At 60.9% G+C, this 15,371-nt stretch carries 14 protein-coding genes; 9 read left to right on the top strand and 5 right to left on the bottom strand.

Annotated features, from left to right (window positions below; all coding sequences use genetic code 11):
* The first annotated feature begins 60 nt into the window (after positions 1 to 60).
* Complete coding sequence (locus ABID12_RS03380) at positions 61 to 708, top strand: MBL fold metallo-hydrolase (RefSeq protein ID WP_106311373.1); 648 nt, start codon at positions 61 to 63, stop codon at positions 706 to 708.
* A gap of 8 nt (positions 709 to 716) precedes the next feature.
* Here the strand turns inward: ABID12_RS03380 and purN are convergent, their stop codons facing one another.
* On the bottom strand, positions 717 to 1,367 hold the full coding sequence (gene purN / locus ABID12_RS03375; RefSeq protein ID WP_354433104.1) for a phosphoribosylglycinamide formyltransferase: 651 nt from the start codon (positions 1,365 to 1,367) through the stop codon (positions 717 to 719).
* Positions 1,364 to 2,437: a phosphoribosylformylglycinamidine cyclo-ligase gene (purM, locus tag ABID12_RS03370; RefSeq protein WP_354433103.1), complete on the bottom strand. Its 1,074-nt coding sequence runs from the start codon at positions 2,435 to 2,437 to the stop codon at positions 1,364 to 1,366. The genes purN and purM overlap by 4 nt, the downstream gene beginning before the upstream one ends.
* Before the next feature lie 311 nt (positions 2,438 to 2,748).
* Between purM and ABID12_RS03365 the strand changes: the two genes are divergently transcribed.
* The 4 genes from ABID12_RS03365 to ppx all read left to right on the top strand — a co-directional run bounded on the left by ABID12_RS03365 (position 2,749) and on the right by ppx (position 8,497).
* The gene (locus ABID12_RS03365) at positions 2,749 to 3,876 is read left to right on the top strand and encodes an AI-2E family transporter (RefSeq protein WP_354433102.1); all 1,128 of its coding nucleotides are present in this window, start codon (positions 2,749 to 2,751) and stop codon (positions 3,874 to 3,876) included.
* Between the two features lie 11 nt (positions 3,877 to 3,887).
* Complete coding sequence (hdaA, locus tag ABID12_RS03360; RefSeq protein WP_354433101.1) at positions 3,888 to 4,571, top strand: DnaA regulatory inactivator HdaA; 684 nt, start codon at positions 3,888 to 3,890, stop codon at positions 4,569 to 4,571.
* Positions 4,572 to 4,778: 207 nt separating this feature from the next.
* Complete coding sequence (locus ABID12_RS03355) at positions 4,779 to 6,965, top strand: RNA degradosome polyphosphate kinase (RefSeq protein ID WP_106311387.1); 2,187 nt, start codon at positions 4,779 to 4,781, stop codon at positions 6,963 to 6,965.
* An 11-nt stretch (positions 6,966 to 6,976) separates the two neighbouring features.
* Entirely contained in the window at positions 6,977 to 8,497 is a 1,521-nt protein-coding gene (ppx, locus tag ABID12_RS03350) for an exopolyphosphatase (protein ID WP_354433100.1), read from the top strand.
* 21 nt (positions 8,498 to 8,518) lie between these two features.
* Here ppx and ABID12_RS03345 read toward each other — a convergent pair whose 3' ends face one another.
* On the bottom strand, positions 8,519 to 9,343 hold the full coding sequence (locus tag ABID12_RS03345; protein ID WP_354433099.1) for an ion transporter: 825 nt from the start codon (positions 9,341 to 9,343) through the stop codon (positions 8,519 to 8,521).
* Between the two features lie 198 nt (positions 9,344 to 9,541).
* On the opposite strand from ABID12_RS03345, the gene ABID12_RS03340 reads away from it, so the two are divergent.
* From ABID12_RS03340 to ABID12_RS03325, 4 genes are all read left to right on the top strand, one after another.
* Positions 9,542 to 10,357, top strand: a complete 816-nt coding sequence (locus ABID12_RS03340) for an MBL fold metallo-hydrolase (protein ID WP_435528150.1) — start codon at positions 9,542 to 9,544, stop codon at positions 10,355 to 10,357.
* 123 nt (positions 10,358 to 10,480) lie between these two features.
* Positions 10,481 to 11,230 (top strand): YebC/PmpR family DNA-binding transcriptional regulator, encoded by a 750-nt coding sequence (locus ABID12_RS03335; RefSeq protein ID WP_354433097.1) that lies wholly within the window; start codon positions 10,481 to 10,483, stop codon positions 11,228 to 11,230.
* Between the two features lie 26 nt (positions 11,231 to 11,256).
* Positions 11,257 to 12,378, top strand: a complete 1,122-nt coding sequence (locus ABID12_RS03330; RefSeq protein WP_354433096.1) for a DUF1963 domain-containing protein — start codon at positions 11,257 to 11,259, stop codon at positions 12,376 to 12,378.
* A gap of 136 nt (positions 12,379 to 12,514) precedes the next feature.
* Positions 12,515 to 13,324, top strand: coding sequence for a transporter (locus tag ABID12_RS03325; protein ID WP_435528149.1), 810 nt, complete (start codon positions 12,515 to 12,517; stop codon positions 13,322 to 13,324).
* Between the two features lie 7 nt (positions 13,325 to 13,331).
* Here the strand turns inward: ABID12_RS03325 and ABID12_RS03320 are convergent, their stop codons facing one another.
* Positions 13,332 to 14,333: an LLM class flavin-dependent oxidoreductase gene (locus tag ABID12_RS03320; RefSeq protein ID WP_354433095.1), complete on the bottom strand. Its 1,002-nt coding sequence runs from the start codon at positions 14,331 to 14,333 to the stop codon at positions 13,332 to 13,334.
* A 72-nt stretch (positions 14,334 to 14,405) separates the two neighbouring features.
* Positions 14,406 to 15,350: a LysR family transcriptional regulator gene (locus tag ABID12_RS03315; RefSeq protein ID WP_354433094.1), complete on the bottom strand. Its 945-nt coding sequence runs from the start codon at positions 15,348 to 15,350 to the stop codon at positions 14,406 to 14,408.
* Positions 15,351 to 15,371 lie beyond the last annotated feature (21 nt).

Raw genomic sequence — 15,371 nt, 5'->3', positions numbered from 1 at the left:
CGGTTCTCTGTGAAATGGAAGCCGCACCGGCGGATCGAAAACGGGAGCGAAGAGAATAGCATGGCACAGCTTCAGGCCGGAATCATCCCCGTCACCCCGCTTCAGCAGAACTGCACGGTCCTGTTCGATCTGGAAAGCCGCGAAGGCGTTCTGGTCGATCCCGGCGGCGATGCCGAAGTGATCATCCAGACAATCGAGGAAAACGGCATCAAGCTGTCGGCGATCTGGCTGACCCATGGTCATCTCGACCATGCCGGCGGCGCGATGGACATGAAGGAGCAGCTCGGCCTCGAAATCATCGGCCCGCACGAGGATGACCGGCCGATTCTGGAATCCATCGAGGAAAGCGCGGAAAAGTTCGGGATGACCGGCATGGTGCGCAATGCCTATCCCGACCGGTTCCTGACGGAAGGCGAAACACTGACATTCGGCGAGCATGAATTCGAGGTGTTCCACACGCCCGGCCACGCGCCGGGGCATGTGATCTTCTTCAACCGGCGCCAGAAATTCGCGCATGTCGGCGATGTTCTGTTCCACGGCTCGATTGGCCGCACCGATTTGCCCGGCGGCGATCATCAGACGCTTTTGAACTCGATCCGCACCAAGGTCCTGCCGCTCGGCGATGATGTCGGCTTCATCTGCGGTCATGGCCCCGGCGGCCGTATCGGCGAGGAACGGCGCACCAACCCCTTCATTCAGGGGCTGTAGGACGTGTTTTAGCTGACAACAACCGTCTGTTCGGGGTCACAACCGGCATTTTCGGCAAACACGGCCTGACCGTTTTCCATGCGCACATCGCCGGCGGCAAGGCGGCGCAGGGCTGCGGGGTAAAGCCGGTGCTCGACGGTCAGGATCCGTGCGGCAAGCGCTGCGGCGTCATCACCGGGCTGAACCGGCACGGCCGCCTGGCCGATGATCGGGCCTTCATCCATGCCTTCGGTCACGAAATGCACGGTGCAGCCGGCAATTCGCATACCGGCGTCGATGGCGCGCTGGTGGGTATTCAGCCCGGGAAACAGCGGCAGCAGCGAAGGGTGGATGTTGATGATGCGCCCTTCATAGGCGCGGATGAAATCTGCCGAGAGCAGCCGCATGAAACCGGCAAGGCAGATGAAATCGGGCCGCACATCGGCAAGGACGTCCAGCATCGCCTGTTCATGGGCGCTCTTGCTGTCATGATCCTTGCGGGCAAGCGCATAGGCCGGAATGCCATGCGCGCGGGCCTTGTCCAGCCCCTTCGCATCCGGCTTGTCGGCGATCACGGCAACGATTTTAGCCGGGAAGTCATCCGCCTGTGCGGCCTCGGCGAGCCTGACCATGTTCGAGCCGCTTCCCGAGATGAAAACGGCGACACGTTTCTTCGTCATAGGTTGATCATGCCCTTGTAGACCGTGCCGTCCATGCCGTCTTCGCGCGTGACAATGCGGCCGAGTGCAAAGGCGGTCTCGCCTTCGCGCGTCAGAACCTCAAGAACGGCCTTAAGATCGTCCGCCTTGCACACGCCGATCATGCCGACGCCGCAGTTGAAGGTGCGCATCATTTCTGCCGGCGCCACGCCGCCTGCACGCGCCAGCCAGGAAAACACCGGCGGCACGGATATCGCCGCGAGATCGATTTCAGCCGACAGCGTTTTCGGCAGGACGCGTGGAATGTTTTCGGGAAAACCACCGCCGGTGATGTGGGCCAGCGCCTTGACCGCACCGGTCTCGCGGATGGCGGCCAGCAGCGGCTTCACATAGACGCGGGTCGGCTCCAGCAATGCCTCGCCCAGGGTCTTGCCGGGGGCAAAGGGGGCGGCGGCCTGCCAGCCGAGACTGTTCATTTCGGCAACGCGACGCACCAGCGAAAAGCCGTTGGAATGAACGCCGGAAGAGGCAAGGCCGAAAATCACATCGCCTTGCTCGAGGTTTGCCGCCGGCAGAAGCGTGCCGCGCTCGGCCGCGCCGACAGCGAAACCGGCGAGGTCATAGTCGCCCTTGGAATACATGCCCGGCATTTCCGCCGTTTCGCCGCCGATCAGCGCGCAGCCCGCCTGGCGGCAGCCCTCTGCGATCCCCTCGACAATCGTCGCGCCTTCGTCGGGGTCGAGCGCGCCGGTGGCAAAATAATCGAGGAAGAACAGAGGCTCGGCGCCCTGCACGACGAGATCGTTGACGCACATGGCCACAAGATCGATGCCGACGGTGTCATGCTTGCCCGCTTCGATGGCGATCTTCAGCTTGGTGCCCACGCCGTCATTGGCGGCAACCAGAACCGGATCGGAAAAGCCCGCTGCCTTCAGATCGAAAAGGCCGCCGAAACCGCCGATCTCGCTGTCGGCGCCAGAACGCCGTGTCGATTTGACGGCCGGTTTGATCTTTTCGACCAGAAGGTTGCCGGCATCGATATCGACGCCGGCATCGGAATAGGTCAGTCCGTTTCTGCGGGTCTCGCTCATGGGAAATCCTCGTGCAAAATTCAGATGTGGGCATTGCACGGGTTGTGGCCCGATGCAAGCGCGAAGGCCGAAAGCCCCTGTTGATGTCGACAATAAAGCCTGCGAGCGCCCTCCACAGCGGGTTTGAAAGCCTGTTTGCGGACGGTGGATATCGGGGAGTGCCGCTGGAACCGGCATGCTTGAGACTTGACGGTGAACACGCAATAGCCAACAAACAAGGCGTGCCGACGGATTTTCCGGGCCCAAGCCTTTCAACAGAACCGGCAATCGTTTCTAAAACCGGAAGCGTGCCTGCGACGGGAGTGTGGTGAATGACAGGACGCATCAGCGGGGCAGGCCTTCGCAGACAGGTGATCTTCTGGCTCCTGTTCGCCGCCTTCGTGGCGCTCTTCCTTTATGTGTTCCGCAGCATTCTTCTGCCGTTCGTGGCGGGCATGGCGCTGGCCTATTTCCTGGACCCGATTGCCGACCGTCTGGAAAAATTCGGTTTGAACCGGCTGTGGGCGACGACGGCGATCATGCTGACCTTCCTCATCGTGGTGATTGCGGTCTTGCTGCTGTTCATTCCGCTGCTCGTTTCGCAGGCTTCCGATGTCGTCCAGCAATTTCCGCAATATATCGCGGCGCTGGAGCATTATGTTCAGACGACGCAGCTCAGCAAGCTGGTCGACTGGGCGAACGGTCAGCTGACCGACCTCAGCGAAAATGTCGGCAAGATGCTTTCAGGCGGCGCCTCGATTGCCGGTTCGCTGTTCGGCAGCCTGTGGAACTCGTCGATGGCCGTGGTCAACGTCGTCTCCTTCGTGGTGCTGGCGCCGGTGATCGCTTTCTACCTGCTGCTGGACTGGGACCGGATGATTGCCAAGGTCGACCAGTGGATCCCGCGTGCCCAGGTCGATGACGTGCGCTACCTTGCGCGCGAGATCAACGGCGTGATTTCCGGCTTCGTGCGCGGGCAGGGGTCGCTCTGCCTGATCCTCGGTATCTATTATGCCGTCGCACTCAGCCTGGCGGGGCTCAATTTCGGGGCACTGATCGGGCTTTTCGCCGGCTTTGTCAGCTTTATTCCCTATCTCGGTTCGACATCGGGGCTGGTGTTGTCGATGGGCGTTGCGATCTTCCAGTTCTGGCCGGATTTCTGGATGATCGCGCTGGTGTTCGGCATATACCTGTTCGGCCAGTTTCTCGAAGGCAACATCCTGCAGCCGAAACTTGTCGGCGGCAGCGTCCGGCTTCATCCCGTCTGGCTGATGTTCGCCCTGTTTGCGTTCAGTGTGCTGTTCGGCTTTGTCGGCCTGCTTGTGGCCGTGCCGGTGGCCGCTGCCGTCGGTGTTCTCGTGCGCTTTGCGATCGACCGTTATCTCACCAGCGATCTCTATTGGGACGGTGTTGAGCACGATACGGAAAAGCCCGCGCCGGTTAAGGAAGAAGAAAGCTGAGCACACACGCCGTGACGAAAGAGACCGACACCCTGCAATTGCCGCTCGCACTCGGCCATGATCCCGCCGCCGACCGGGAGCACCTGCTGGTTTCCGCATCGATCGCGCCTGCCGTCGATCTGGTCGACCGCTGGCCCGAATGGCGTGCGCCGGTCACCGTGCTGAGCGGACCGGCAGGCTCCGGCAAGAGCCATCTTTCGGCAATCTGGAAGGGCATGAGCGAGGCGCATGACGTTACCGACAATCTGCGCGCCGGTCGTCCCATCCCTTATCGTCAGGGCGCCTTTCTGTTTGAAGACGCCGATCGCGCCGAATTCGACCAGACCGCACTTTTTCACCTCATCAACACGGTGCGCCAGAACAGCGGAAGCCTTCTGATTACCGCGCGCTCGGCACCTGGCCTGTGGGATATCACGCTTGCCGACCTTCGCTCCCGGCTTCAGGCGGCAACGCTGGTCGAAATCGGCGCGCCGGATGACGCATTGCTGCAGCAGGTCATCGTCAAACTGTTTTCGGACCGGCAGCTGGAGGTCGATCAGCGGGTCGTTACCTATCTCGTTTCGCGCATGGAGCGGTCGCTCGATGCCGCCTGCCGGATTGTCGACCAGATCGACAGACTGGCGCTGGCGCGGGGACGCCGGATTACGCGGGCGCTGGCCGCCGAAGTTCTCACCGCGCGTGAAAATGCCGTTTAGAGCGTTTCAGTCTGAAACGCTCTAGTGTGCGGTTCACCGGTTTGTGTGTCGAATTCTCATCGCCTGCTTGCAAGCACCAATAATCTGCGCAAGTCTGACGTCGTGTCACAGTTTCGTTGCCAAATTCAGATAGTTCGGCAGACGGGGCGTTGTTGCCGGTGTGATGCGCTGCCGTGTTGTGGCCAATGAGAGGGAAAAGCGGAAACCATGGAAAACCTGTCTTCACGTGTGGATGATATGACCGAACTCGAGGGCGCCGAAGATCTGGCAAACAGCCCGGCGCGCTTCATCAACCGTGAGTTTTCCTGGCTGCAGTTCAATCGCCGTGTGCTCGAGGAAACACTGAACCCGGCGCATCCGCTTCTCGAACGCGTGCGCTTCCTGTCGATTTCGGCGGCCAATCTGGACGAATTCTTCATGGTCCGCGTTGCCGGTCTGGAAGGTCAGGTGCGCCAGGGCGTGACCATGCTGTCCGCCGATGGGAAGACGCCGGCCGAGCAGCTTTCCGACATTCTGCGCGAGATCGACAATCTGCAGATGGAGCAGCAGGCCGCCCTTGCCGTGCTCCAGCAATATATGACCAATGAGGGCATTGCGATCGTGCGTCCGTCGGTACTGACGGAAGAAGACCGCGCATGGCTGACCAACGAATTCGAACGTGGCATTTTCCCGGTTCTCACCCCGCTTTCCATCGATCCGGCGCATCCGTTCCCGTTCATTCCCAATCTCGGCTTTTCCATGGGGCTGCAGCTCGTCAGCCGTCATGGTCGTGAGCCGATGAATGCGCTTTTGCGCCTGCCGCCGTCGATGAACCGTTTTGTACGCATGCCCGATCTCGACGGGATGATCCGTTATATCACCATGGAAGATGTGATCGGCCTGTTCATCCACCGGCTTTATCCGGGCTACGAGGTGCAGGGCCACGGCACATTCCGCGTCATCCGCGACAGTGATATCGAGCTTGAGGAAGAAGCCGAGGATCTGGTGCGTTATTTCGAAACGGCGCTGAAGCAGCGCCGGCGCGGCTCGGTCATTCGTATCGAGACCGACTCGGAAATGCCGGCGTCGCTTCGCCATTTCGTGATCCACGAGCTTGGCGTTCCCGAAGACCGCGTGGCCGTGCTGCCGGGGCTTCTGGCACTCAACACGCTTTCGGAAATCACCAAGGCGCCGCGTCCCGACCTGTTATTCAAGTCCTTTAATCCGCGCTTTCCCGAGCGCGTGCGCGAGCATGTCGGCGACAGTTTCGCTGCGATCCGCGAGAAGGATTTCGTTGTCCATCATCCGTATGAATCCTTCGATGTCGTGGTCCAGTTCCTGATCCAGGCCGCGCGCGATCCGAATGTGCTCGCCATCAAGCAGACGCTTTACCGCACCTCTAACGACAGCCCGATTGTGCGTGCGCTGATCGACGCGGCGGAGGCCGGTAAATCGGTGACCGCGCTTGTGGAACTGAAGGCGCGGTTTGACGAGGAAGCCAATATTCGCTGGGCGCGCGATCTCGAACGCGCCGGCGTGCAGGTGGTCTTCGGGTTCATCGAACTGAAGACCCATGCGAAGCTTTCCATGGTGGTGCGCCGTGAAGACGGCAATCTCAGGACCTATTGCCACATGGGAACCGGCAATTATCATCCGATCACCGCCAAGATTTACACGGACCTGTCCTACTTCACCTGCGATCCGCAGATCGCCCACGATGTGGCGGAAGTGTTCAATTTCATCACCGGTTACGGCGAGCTTGAGCAGAACATGAAGCTTGCCGTTTCGCCGCGCACCATGCGTTCGCGCATCCTTCAGCATATCGAGGATGAGATCGAGCATGTGAAGAACGGTCTGCCGGGCGCGATCTGGATGAAGATGAATTCGCTTGTCGATCCCAAGATCATCGATGCGCTCTACCGGGCAAGCGGCGAGGGCGTGCAGGTCGATCTCGTGGTCCGCGGCATCTGCTGCCTGCGCCCGCAGGTGCCGGGCCTTTCGGAGAATATCCGGGTCAAGTCGATCGTCGGTCGCTTCCTGGAACACTCCCGCATCTACTGTTTCGGCAACGGCCACGGTCTGCCGTCGGAGAATGCCCATGTCTATGTCGGTTCGGCCGATCTGATGCCGCGCAATCTCGACCGGCGGGTGGAAACCATCGTGCCGCTGACCAACCCGACCGTGCATGAGCAGGTGCTTTCACAGATCATGCTTGGCAATATCATTGACAACCAGCAGAGCTACGAGATACTGCCCGACGGAACCTCACGTCGGGTGGAGCCGCGCGAGGGCGAGGAACCGTTCAACGCGCAGGAGTATTTCATGACCAATCCGAGCCTTTCTGGCCGCGGTGAAGCTTTGAAATCAAGTGCGCCAAAGCTCATCGCCGGGCTTTTGTCCGGCCACAATAACTAAGCCGGTATTTTATGGTCGAATCAGAAGCACAGGGGCGCCTTCCGGGCATAAACCCTGTCTCCGTGGTCGATATCGGGTCAAACTCGGTTCGTATCGTTATTTACGAGGGCCTGTCGCGTGCGCCGACAGTACTCTTCAACGAAAAGGTCCTCTGTGGCCTCGGGCGCGGTATTGCCGCAACCGGCAGGATGAGTGACGAGGGCGTCGAGCGTGCCTTGCGCGCGCTCAAACGCTTCAAGGCGCTTGCCGAACAGGCGCGTTCGGTCACCATGCATGTGCTGGCGACGGCAGCCGCCCGCGAGGCCGAGAACGGCCCGGCATTTATCGAAGCGGCGGAAGACATTCTCGGCATGGAAATCCGCGTGCTGACCGGCCGCGAAGAAGCGCTTTATTCCGCCTACGGCATCATCAGCGGCTTTTACCAGCCCGATGGTATCGCCGGCGACCTTGGCGGTGGTTCGCTGGAACTCATCGACATCAAGGACAAGACCTATGGCGACGGCATCACCTTGCCGCTCGGCGGTATCCGGCTTTCCGAACTGTCCGAAGGGTCGCTGAGCAAGGCCCGCAATTTTGCCAAGAAGCAGGTCAAGAAGGTCAGCTTTCTCGAAAAGGGCCGCGGCCGGACCTTTTATGCGGTCGGCGGCACCTGGCGTAATATCGCCCGCCTGCACATGGAAATGACCGGTTATCCGCTGACCATGATGCAGGGCTATGAGCTGAGCTTCGAGGAGATGATGAATTTCCTCGACCGGATTGGCGAGGACGAGGATCAGAAAGACGATGCGTGGCAGGCGGTCTCCAAGAACCGCCGCATGCTGCTGCCTTTCGGCGCCATCGCCATGCGCGAGGTGCTGAGCATCATGCAGCCGAAGTCGATCTGCTTTTCCGCGCAAGGGGTGCGCGAGGGGCTGCTTTATTCACTGCTGAGCGCCGATGACCAGCAGCAGGACCCGCTTCTGGTTGCCTCAAGGCAGCTTGCGCTTCTGCGGGCGCGCTCGCCCAAACATGCGACCGAGATCGCCGCGTGGACCGGGCTGATGCTGCGCCGTTTCGGCGTGGAGGAAACACCGGAGGAGGCACGCTATCGCCAGGCGGCCTGTCTTCTGGCTGATATCAGCTGGCGCGCGCATCCGGATTTCCGCGGTCCCCAGTCGCTCAACGTGATCGCCCACTCGTCGGTCACCGGCATTACCCATCCCGGCCGCGCCTTTATCGCGCTTGCAAACTATTATCGCTTCGAGGGCCTGCGCGACGACGACCATACCAATGGTCTCGGCACCATTGCCACGCCGGAACTGCTCGACAGGGCAAAATTGCTCGGCGGTCTGCTCCGGGTTGCCTATCTGTTTTCGGCCTCTATGCCTGGCATTGTCGGCGCGCTGGACTTCCTGCCCGGCAAGAACGACGATGTCGACCTCGAACTGGTGGTGCCGGCGCAATATGCCGATTTCATCGGCGAACGCGTCGAGGGCCGCCTGCAGCAGCTTTCCAAGCTCACCGGCAAGAATCTGGCGATTGCCACGGTCTAGAGATAAGCGGCGCTCCCATTGTCAGGATCGGTGGGCGCTGTAGCCGTCTTCTGGCTGCTGATCCTGTTTCAGCGAAGCCACCTCCTGCCGCAGCGCCTTCAGCTCTGAAAGGATCAGCTGCATTTCCGGTTGCCTGGCCTGGCGGTTTTCCTCCAGCAGTTCCTGCTCGTGCTCCTTCTGCATGGCCGAGACGATGATACCGATGAACAGGTTGAGCACGGTGAAGGCCGTGGAGAGGATGAACGGCACGAAGAACAGCCAGGCATTGGGATAGACATCCATGACCGGGCGGACGATGCCCATCGACCAGCTTTCCAGCGTCATGATCTGGAACAGCGAATAGATTGTCGCCCCCAGCGAACCGAACCATTCGGGAAAGGCTTCGCCGTAGAGCCGGGTGGCGATCACGGCGAAGATATAGAACACCAGCGCCATCAGCACGATGATCGAGCCCATGCCGGGCAGTGCGGCCACAAGGCCGCCGATCACGCGCCTGAGCGAGGGGATCATCGACAACAGTCTCAGCGCACGCAGAATGCGCAGCGCGCGCAGCACCTGAAGCGGCCCGCTGGCCGGCAGAAGGCTGATCGCCACGATTGAAAAATCGAACAGGCTCCAGGGATCGCGGAAGAACCGCAACCTGTGGGCATAAAGGCGCAGCGCAATCTCGACGACAAAGATGACGAGCACGATCCGGTCGAAAAACCGCAGCACCGGGCCAGCGAAGCTCTGCATCACGGTTTCGGATGTTTCAAACCCCAGCGTGATCGCGTTGATGATGATGACCGTCAGGATAAAGGCCTCCCAGTTCCGGGAAGCCGTCAAAGCCAGTACCTTGTCACGCATCTCGTCTCAATCTCCGCTTGGGTCACCTTCGGCAAACGAAATGGGGATGGTTTGCGAGAAAGCAAGAGTTGCCGGTATGGCAACATCAAAGCCGCGTTGCGGCCGTCTTCACGAATCTGTGAATGTCTTTGGCGGGTGCTTTCATGGATTTTTCAGCGGTTCTCCCGCACACTGATGCCATCCTCAAAACCCGGGGGAATGGCAATGCTTCGTCAATTCGCGATGCTCGTTCCTGCAATTTTAATGCTCGTGGGCGCGGGCGCGGCTGCGCAAACGCGCCCGCCGGTCAGCCAATGTCAGGCGATTGCACAGCGCCTGCCGGATGTGAAATTCGCAAGCTTCGTGCCCGTTGCCTATGAGGCGCCGGAGGTGACGATTACCTTCATCGGCCATTCCACCTATCTGATCGAAACGCCTGCCGGGGTCCGGATTGCAACCGACTATTCCGGTTTTCTGCTGCCCGGCGGCCCGCCGGATGTCGCCACCATGAACAAGGCCCATCAAAGCCATTTCACGCTGACGCCAGATCCGAACATCGGCATGGTTCTGCATGGCTGGGGTGACGTGCCGGGCGAGGCGGCAGACCACGACGTGGTTGTCGGCGATACCTACATCCGAAACGTCACCACCGATATCCGCGCCTGGGGTAGTTTCGAGGAAGACGGCAATTCGATTTTCATCTTCGAAGTGGCGGGCCTGTGCATCGGGCACCTTGGCCATTTGCATCACGAACTGACCGCTACCCATATCATGGAGATCGGCAGGCTTGATGTGGTCATGGTGCCCGTGGATGGCGGGCTGACGCTGGGGGCCGAAAGCATGGGCAACGTGATCGAGCGGCTTTATTCCTCCATCGTGCTGCCCATGCACCGCACCGGTCCGCGTGTGAGAAGCTTCGCGGAGATGATGGGCGAGGGGTTCGAGGTGGTCTATTCCGACAGTCGCTCGCTGACGGTGTCGCTCCGGACGTTGTCGAGCCCGCCGAAGATCATTCTTCTGGAGGGGGTCTGGTAGGATTTGTCCGGCTCTGCCTGCGGTCTGCCGATCGCTCACGCTCTTGGGCTTGAACAGAAAGCGTCACGCCCTTATAAGGCGCCCATTCTATCCTTTGAACGATAAAGAGACAGGGCGGAGCTCATGGCGGGCCATTCACAGTTCAAAAACATCATGCATCGCAAGGGCCGGCAGGATGCGGTGCGTTCGAAAATGTTCTCCAAGCTGGCGCGCGAAATTACCGTCGCTGCCAAGATGGGCGCGCCTGATCCCGACATGAACCCGCGTCTCAGGCTGGCGATCCAGAACGCCAAGGCGCAGTCGATGCCGAAGGACAATATCGAGCGCGCGGTCAAGAAGGCCGCCGGCGGCGATGCCGAGAACTATGACGAGGTTCGCTACGAAGGTTACGGCCCCGGCGGCGTTGCCGTGATCGTCGAGGCGCTCTCGGATAACCGCAACCGTACAGCCTCCAATGTTCGTTCGATCTTTACCAAGGCCGGTGGCGCGCTTGGCGAAACCGGCTCGGTCGCCTTCTCCTTCGATCACGTCGGCGAAATCGTCTACAAGCCGGAAGCCGGTGATGCGGACACGATCATGGAAGCCGCAATCGAAGCCGGCGCCGATGACGTCGTTTCCGACGACGAGGACGGCCACACGATTTACTGCGCCTTCGAGGACATCAACGAGGTGTCCTCCGCTCTGGAAAAGGCGCTCGGCGAAGCCGACAGCGTCAAGGCCATCTGGAAGCCGCAGAACACCATTCCCGTCGACGAAGACCGCGCAACGTCACTGATGCGCCTCATCGAAAACCTCGAAGACGATGACGACGTGCAGAACGTCTACTCGAACTTCGAAGTCGATGACGAGGTTATGGCCAAGCTTTCGGCCTGAGTTCCGTCACGCAGGTGTGAGGGGCGATGGCCGGGCTGACGCGCAGATCGTTTCTGGCGGCCGGCTTTTCGGCCATGGCCGCCGCGTCTGTTCGGGCCGATGTGCAGGGTCCGCCGGGGCCATATTATCCCACACTTGCCGCTCTCAAGGATTCGCTTGCCGATTACGGCGTTGGCTGGTTCGACCGCCGCGCGCTGGCCAAGCTGGCGCGCCCGACGACGATGTTCACGTCGAAGGCGATGTCCGACAGCGCCATTGCCATCGGAAAAACCAAGATCGGCGGCGCGCCCGATGTGACGCCGCAGTTCGGCTGGCCGATGCGCGGCGTATCCTCGGCTGGGCTGGGCGAGGTGAAAATCCTCAGGCAACTGGCGCAGGAGCATCCGGAATATCGTCTTGATGACGAGATTGCCCGAAAACAGGCGGTGGCAAGCCGGCCCGCGCCGCTTGCCTTCCTGATGCAGATCGATCTGGCCGAGGCGGCAAAAGCGGGGCCGATGGACCCGGATATTCCCCAAAATGGCCGGCTTCTTCTCTTTTTCGATTTCGTGTTCCTGCCCTGGTTCGGCGAACAGCAGGACGAAAAATCCTTCCGCCTCATCTATCTCGAAGACGGTGTTGACCCGCTTCAACGCCCGCCGACGCCGGATCTTGGCCTGTCGCTTGGGGGCGAGATGCCGACCGGGGACGCGCCGCAAACCGATGCGGAACGGCTTCAGGCTCAGCAACTTCCGCCCGCCCGCCTGACCCCTGTTTTTTCCTATACGCTTCCCGGTGGCGGCACCTATCCGATGATGACGCGCTGGCCGTGGCCAGACGTCGCCCCGCATCAGGCCTGGCTTGACGCGCAGACCGCGTTGGCGGAGGCCGGGAGCCAGCTTTTTGGTTGGCCCGAATACGTCCAGTCCGATCCCGGCATCGACCTCGGGGCGGACGACGCTCACGTGAGCCTGCCGCACAACAGCCTGTTCATACCGACGATCCGCACAATGCCGGGGCCGATCACGAACTGGATACCGTTGGTGTCGGTCCTCGGTTATGACAACGACTTTATCGATTTCAACGGCGGTTACTACGTGATGATCCGCCGCACTGATTTGCGCCGGCGCGACTTCTCCAAAGCCGTGATTGTCTACCAGACGGATTAGGGGTCTGGCCGGCCGGTTTGTGCCGGGAAGCGGGACCGGACCGCGCCATGTTTACAAGCCGATGATTGTGCGTATTGCAACAATTGACATCTTCTGATTGTGTAATGCCGATTACTGGTTGTTATGGTGCGGGGAAATGCCTTCTTTTGCCAAAAGATATGGCTGGGTTCTCTTCGTTCTTCTGTCCGCAGCCACGGCCATGGCCGATGATGCCGACAGCCAGGCGAAGCTGGCCAAGCAGCTTTCAAATCCGGTGGCGCCGCTGGCCGTGCTGCCGTTCCAGTTCAACTATGACCGCGGCTATGGTCCCGAAAAGGGCGACCAGTTGCAGCTCAATATTCAGCCGATCATCCCCTTCAACCTGAATGCGGACTGGAATCTGATCAGCCGCACCATCGTTCCGATCGAGCAGCAAAGCGACATTGCCGGTCCCTCCGGCGACCAGTTCGGCCTTGGCGATACCTTGCTGTCGCTGTTTTTCTCGCCGGTCGACAGCGGCGTGGACGGGCTGATCTGGGGCGCGGGACCGGTTTTCCTGTTGCCCACGGCAACCGATGATCTGCTCGGAACCGAAAAATGGGGTGCAGGACCGACCGGCGTCATTGCCTTCGAGCACGGGCCATGGACGACCGGCCTTCTCGCCAACCACGTCTGGTCCTATGCCGGCGCGGACGACAGGAGCCGCATCTCGACGACGATGACCCAGCCCTTCATCTCCTACAACACCAGATCGGCATGGACCTTCTCGCTCACCAGCGAGGCGGAATATGACTGGGTGGAAGAGGACTGGATCGTGCCGCTCGACTTTACGGTCAGCAAGCTGGTGATGGCGGGCAAACAACCGATCAGCCTGACGCTGGGCGCGCGCTACTGGGCAACGGCGCCCGCCAACGGCCCGGAAGGCTGGGGGCTGCGGGCCGTGGTGAGCTTCGTGTTCCCGAAATAGCGGGTGGCTAGGCCGCTGCTTTCAGTTCATTGCGCAGCGCGCCGAACATCGCCACCGATTTCAGCCGCGCCTCGACCGAGTGGACGGGCACGGAGATGATCACTTCGTCGGCCTTGGTGTCGGCGATGAAACCTTCCATCTTGGCCCTCGCTTTCTCCGGCCCGCCGACGACGGCGAACTGGAACGTGTGTTCGATCGACATCTTTTCCATTTCGGTCCAGTGGCCATCCATGCTTTCGACCGGACGCGGGGTCTTGCCGCGGGCATTGCGGCGCAGCGCCACGAAACTTTGAAGCGCCGAGGTGAAGTGATAGTCCGCCTCGTCATCGGTATCGGCCATTGCGCCCATCACGCCGACGATCACATAGGGTTTTTCGAGCTGGGCGGAGGGTTTGAAATTGCTGCGGTAGATGTGAAGCGCCTCGAACAGCATGTCGGGGGCAAAATGCGAGGCGAAGGCATAGGGCAGGCCAAGAGCGGCGGCCAGATGCGCGCTGTAGGTGGACGAGCCGAGAATATAGAGCGGCACCTTTGCGCCCGCACCGGGATTGGCGATCAGCCGCTGGCCCTCTTCCGGGTCGTCCATCAGCTTCTGCAGTTCGACGATATCATTGGGGAAGGTCTGTGCGCCGGCCTCCAGATTGCGGCGCAGCGCCCGGGCGGTGTTCATGTCGGTGCCGGGCGCGCGGCCAAGGCCAAGGTCGATCCGGCCGGGATAAAGCGCTTCCAGCGTGCCGAACTGTTCGGCGATCACCAGCGGCGAATGATTGGGCAGCATGATGCCGCCGGAGCCGACGCGAAGCGTTTTTGTCGCCCGCGCCGCTTCCGAGATCACCAGAGATGTCGCGGCACTGGCGATGCCGGTCATGCCATGATGTTCGGCCAGCCAGAAACGGGTGAAGCCTGAAGCTTCCGCCTGTTTCGCCATCTGCCGTGTGGCGTCGAGCGCTTCTGAAACTGTGCCGCCTTCGACGACGGGGCAAAGGTCGAGAATGGAAAATGCAGTCATCGGAAAATCCTGATCCGGAAAATGAGGTTTGAAACACACTTAGGAATTAATCACCTGATTTGCAAAGCGGTGTCACGCCGGATTCGGCTTTTCGTCAGTCCCGCGTGCGCGGCGGTCTTCGGCAACGAGATCGATAAATGCGCGCAGCGGGCGCGGCGTCAGCCGGCTCGAATAGTAGAGAAAGGGGCCGTCGAATTCCGGCCACCAGTCGGAAAGAAGCGGAACCAAGGCGCCGCTAGCAAAATGAGGTTCAAGCCAGTTACCGAATGCAAAGACAAGCCCATGTCCGGCAATCGCGAGATCGATGGCGGCCTGCCAGGCCGACGTGCCGATGGCAATGCTGGCTGCCGGATCGACCCTGACGACCTCTTCTCCTCTTTCGAATTCCCATTCGGCCAGAGCGCCGCTGGCAAAGCGGGTGCGGATGCAGGCGTGATCAAGCACGTCGCGGGGATGCTCGGGGGCGGGGTGCATTTTCAGATAGTCGGGAGAAGCGGCAAGCGCGGCCCATTGTCGACGTGGCCCGATCGGCACGGCAATCATGTCCTGTGCCAGATGCTCGCCATACCGGATGCCGGCGTCGAAACCGGCGGCGAGTGTGTCCGTCAGCCGGTCATCGACGATAATTTCAAGACGGACATCCGGGTGGCGTTTCAGAAAACGATCGATCAGCGGCGGCAGGATATCGCTCATCACCGCGCCCGGAACATTCAGCTTGAGCGCGCCGCGAACGGAGCCGGATGAACTTGCCGCATCGGCCAGCGCCGAGCGTGCCTCGCTCATGACCGGTTCCAACCGCTCGGCAAGCGCGCGTCCGGCTTCCGTGAGGGCCACATTTCGGGTGGTACGGATCAGAAGCGGGACGCCGAGGCTCGCCTCAAGCCGCGAGATCGTTTCGCTGACGGTGGAGGGCGCGATCCCCAGCCAGCGAGCGGCCGTGCGGAAGCCGCCGCCGCGGCTGACCGCCAGAAAGACCGAAAGGCCGTCGAGAGCAGGCAAATGAGGATTGTTCGACATGGCGATCAACCTATTCGGAAT

This window comes from Martelella mangrovi, assembly GCF_040545495.1.
GTDB lineage: Bacteria > Pseudomonadota > Alphaproteobacteria > Rhizobiales > Rhizobiaceae > Martelella > Martelella mangrovi.
The sequence above is the reverse complement of the archived record's forward strand: the minus strand, read 5'-3'. Positions and strand labels throughout refer to the sequence as shown.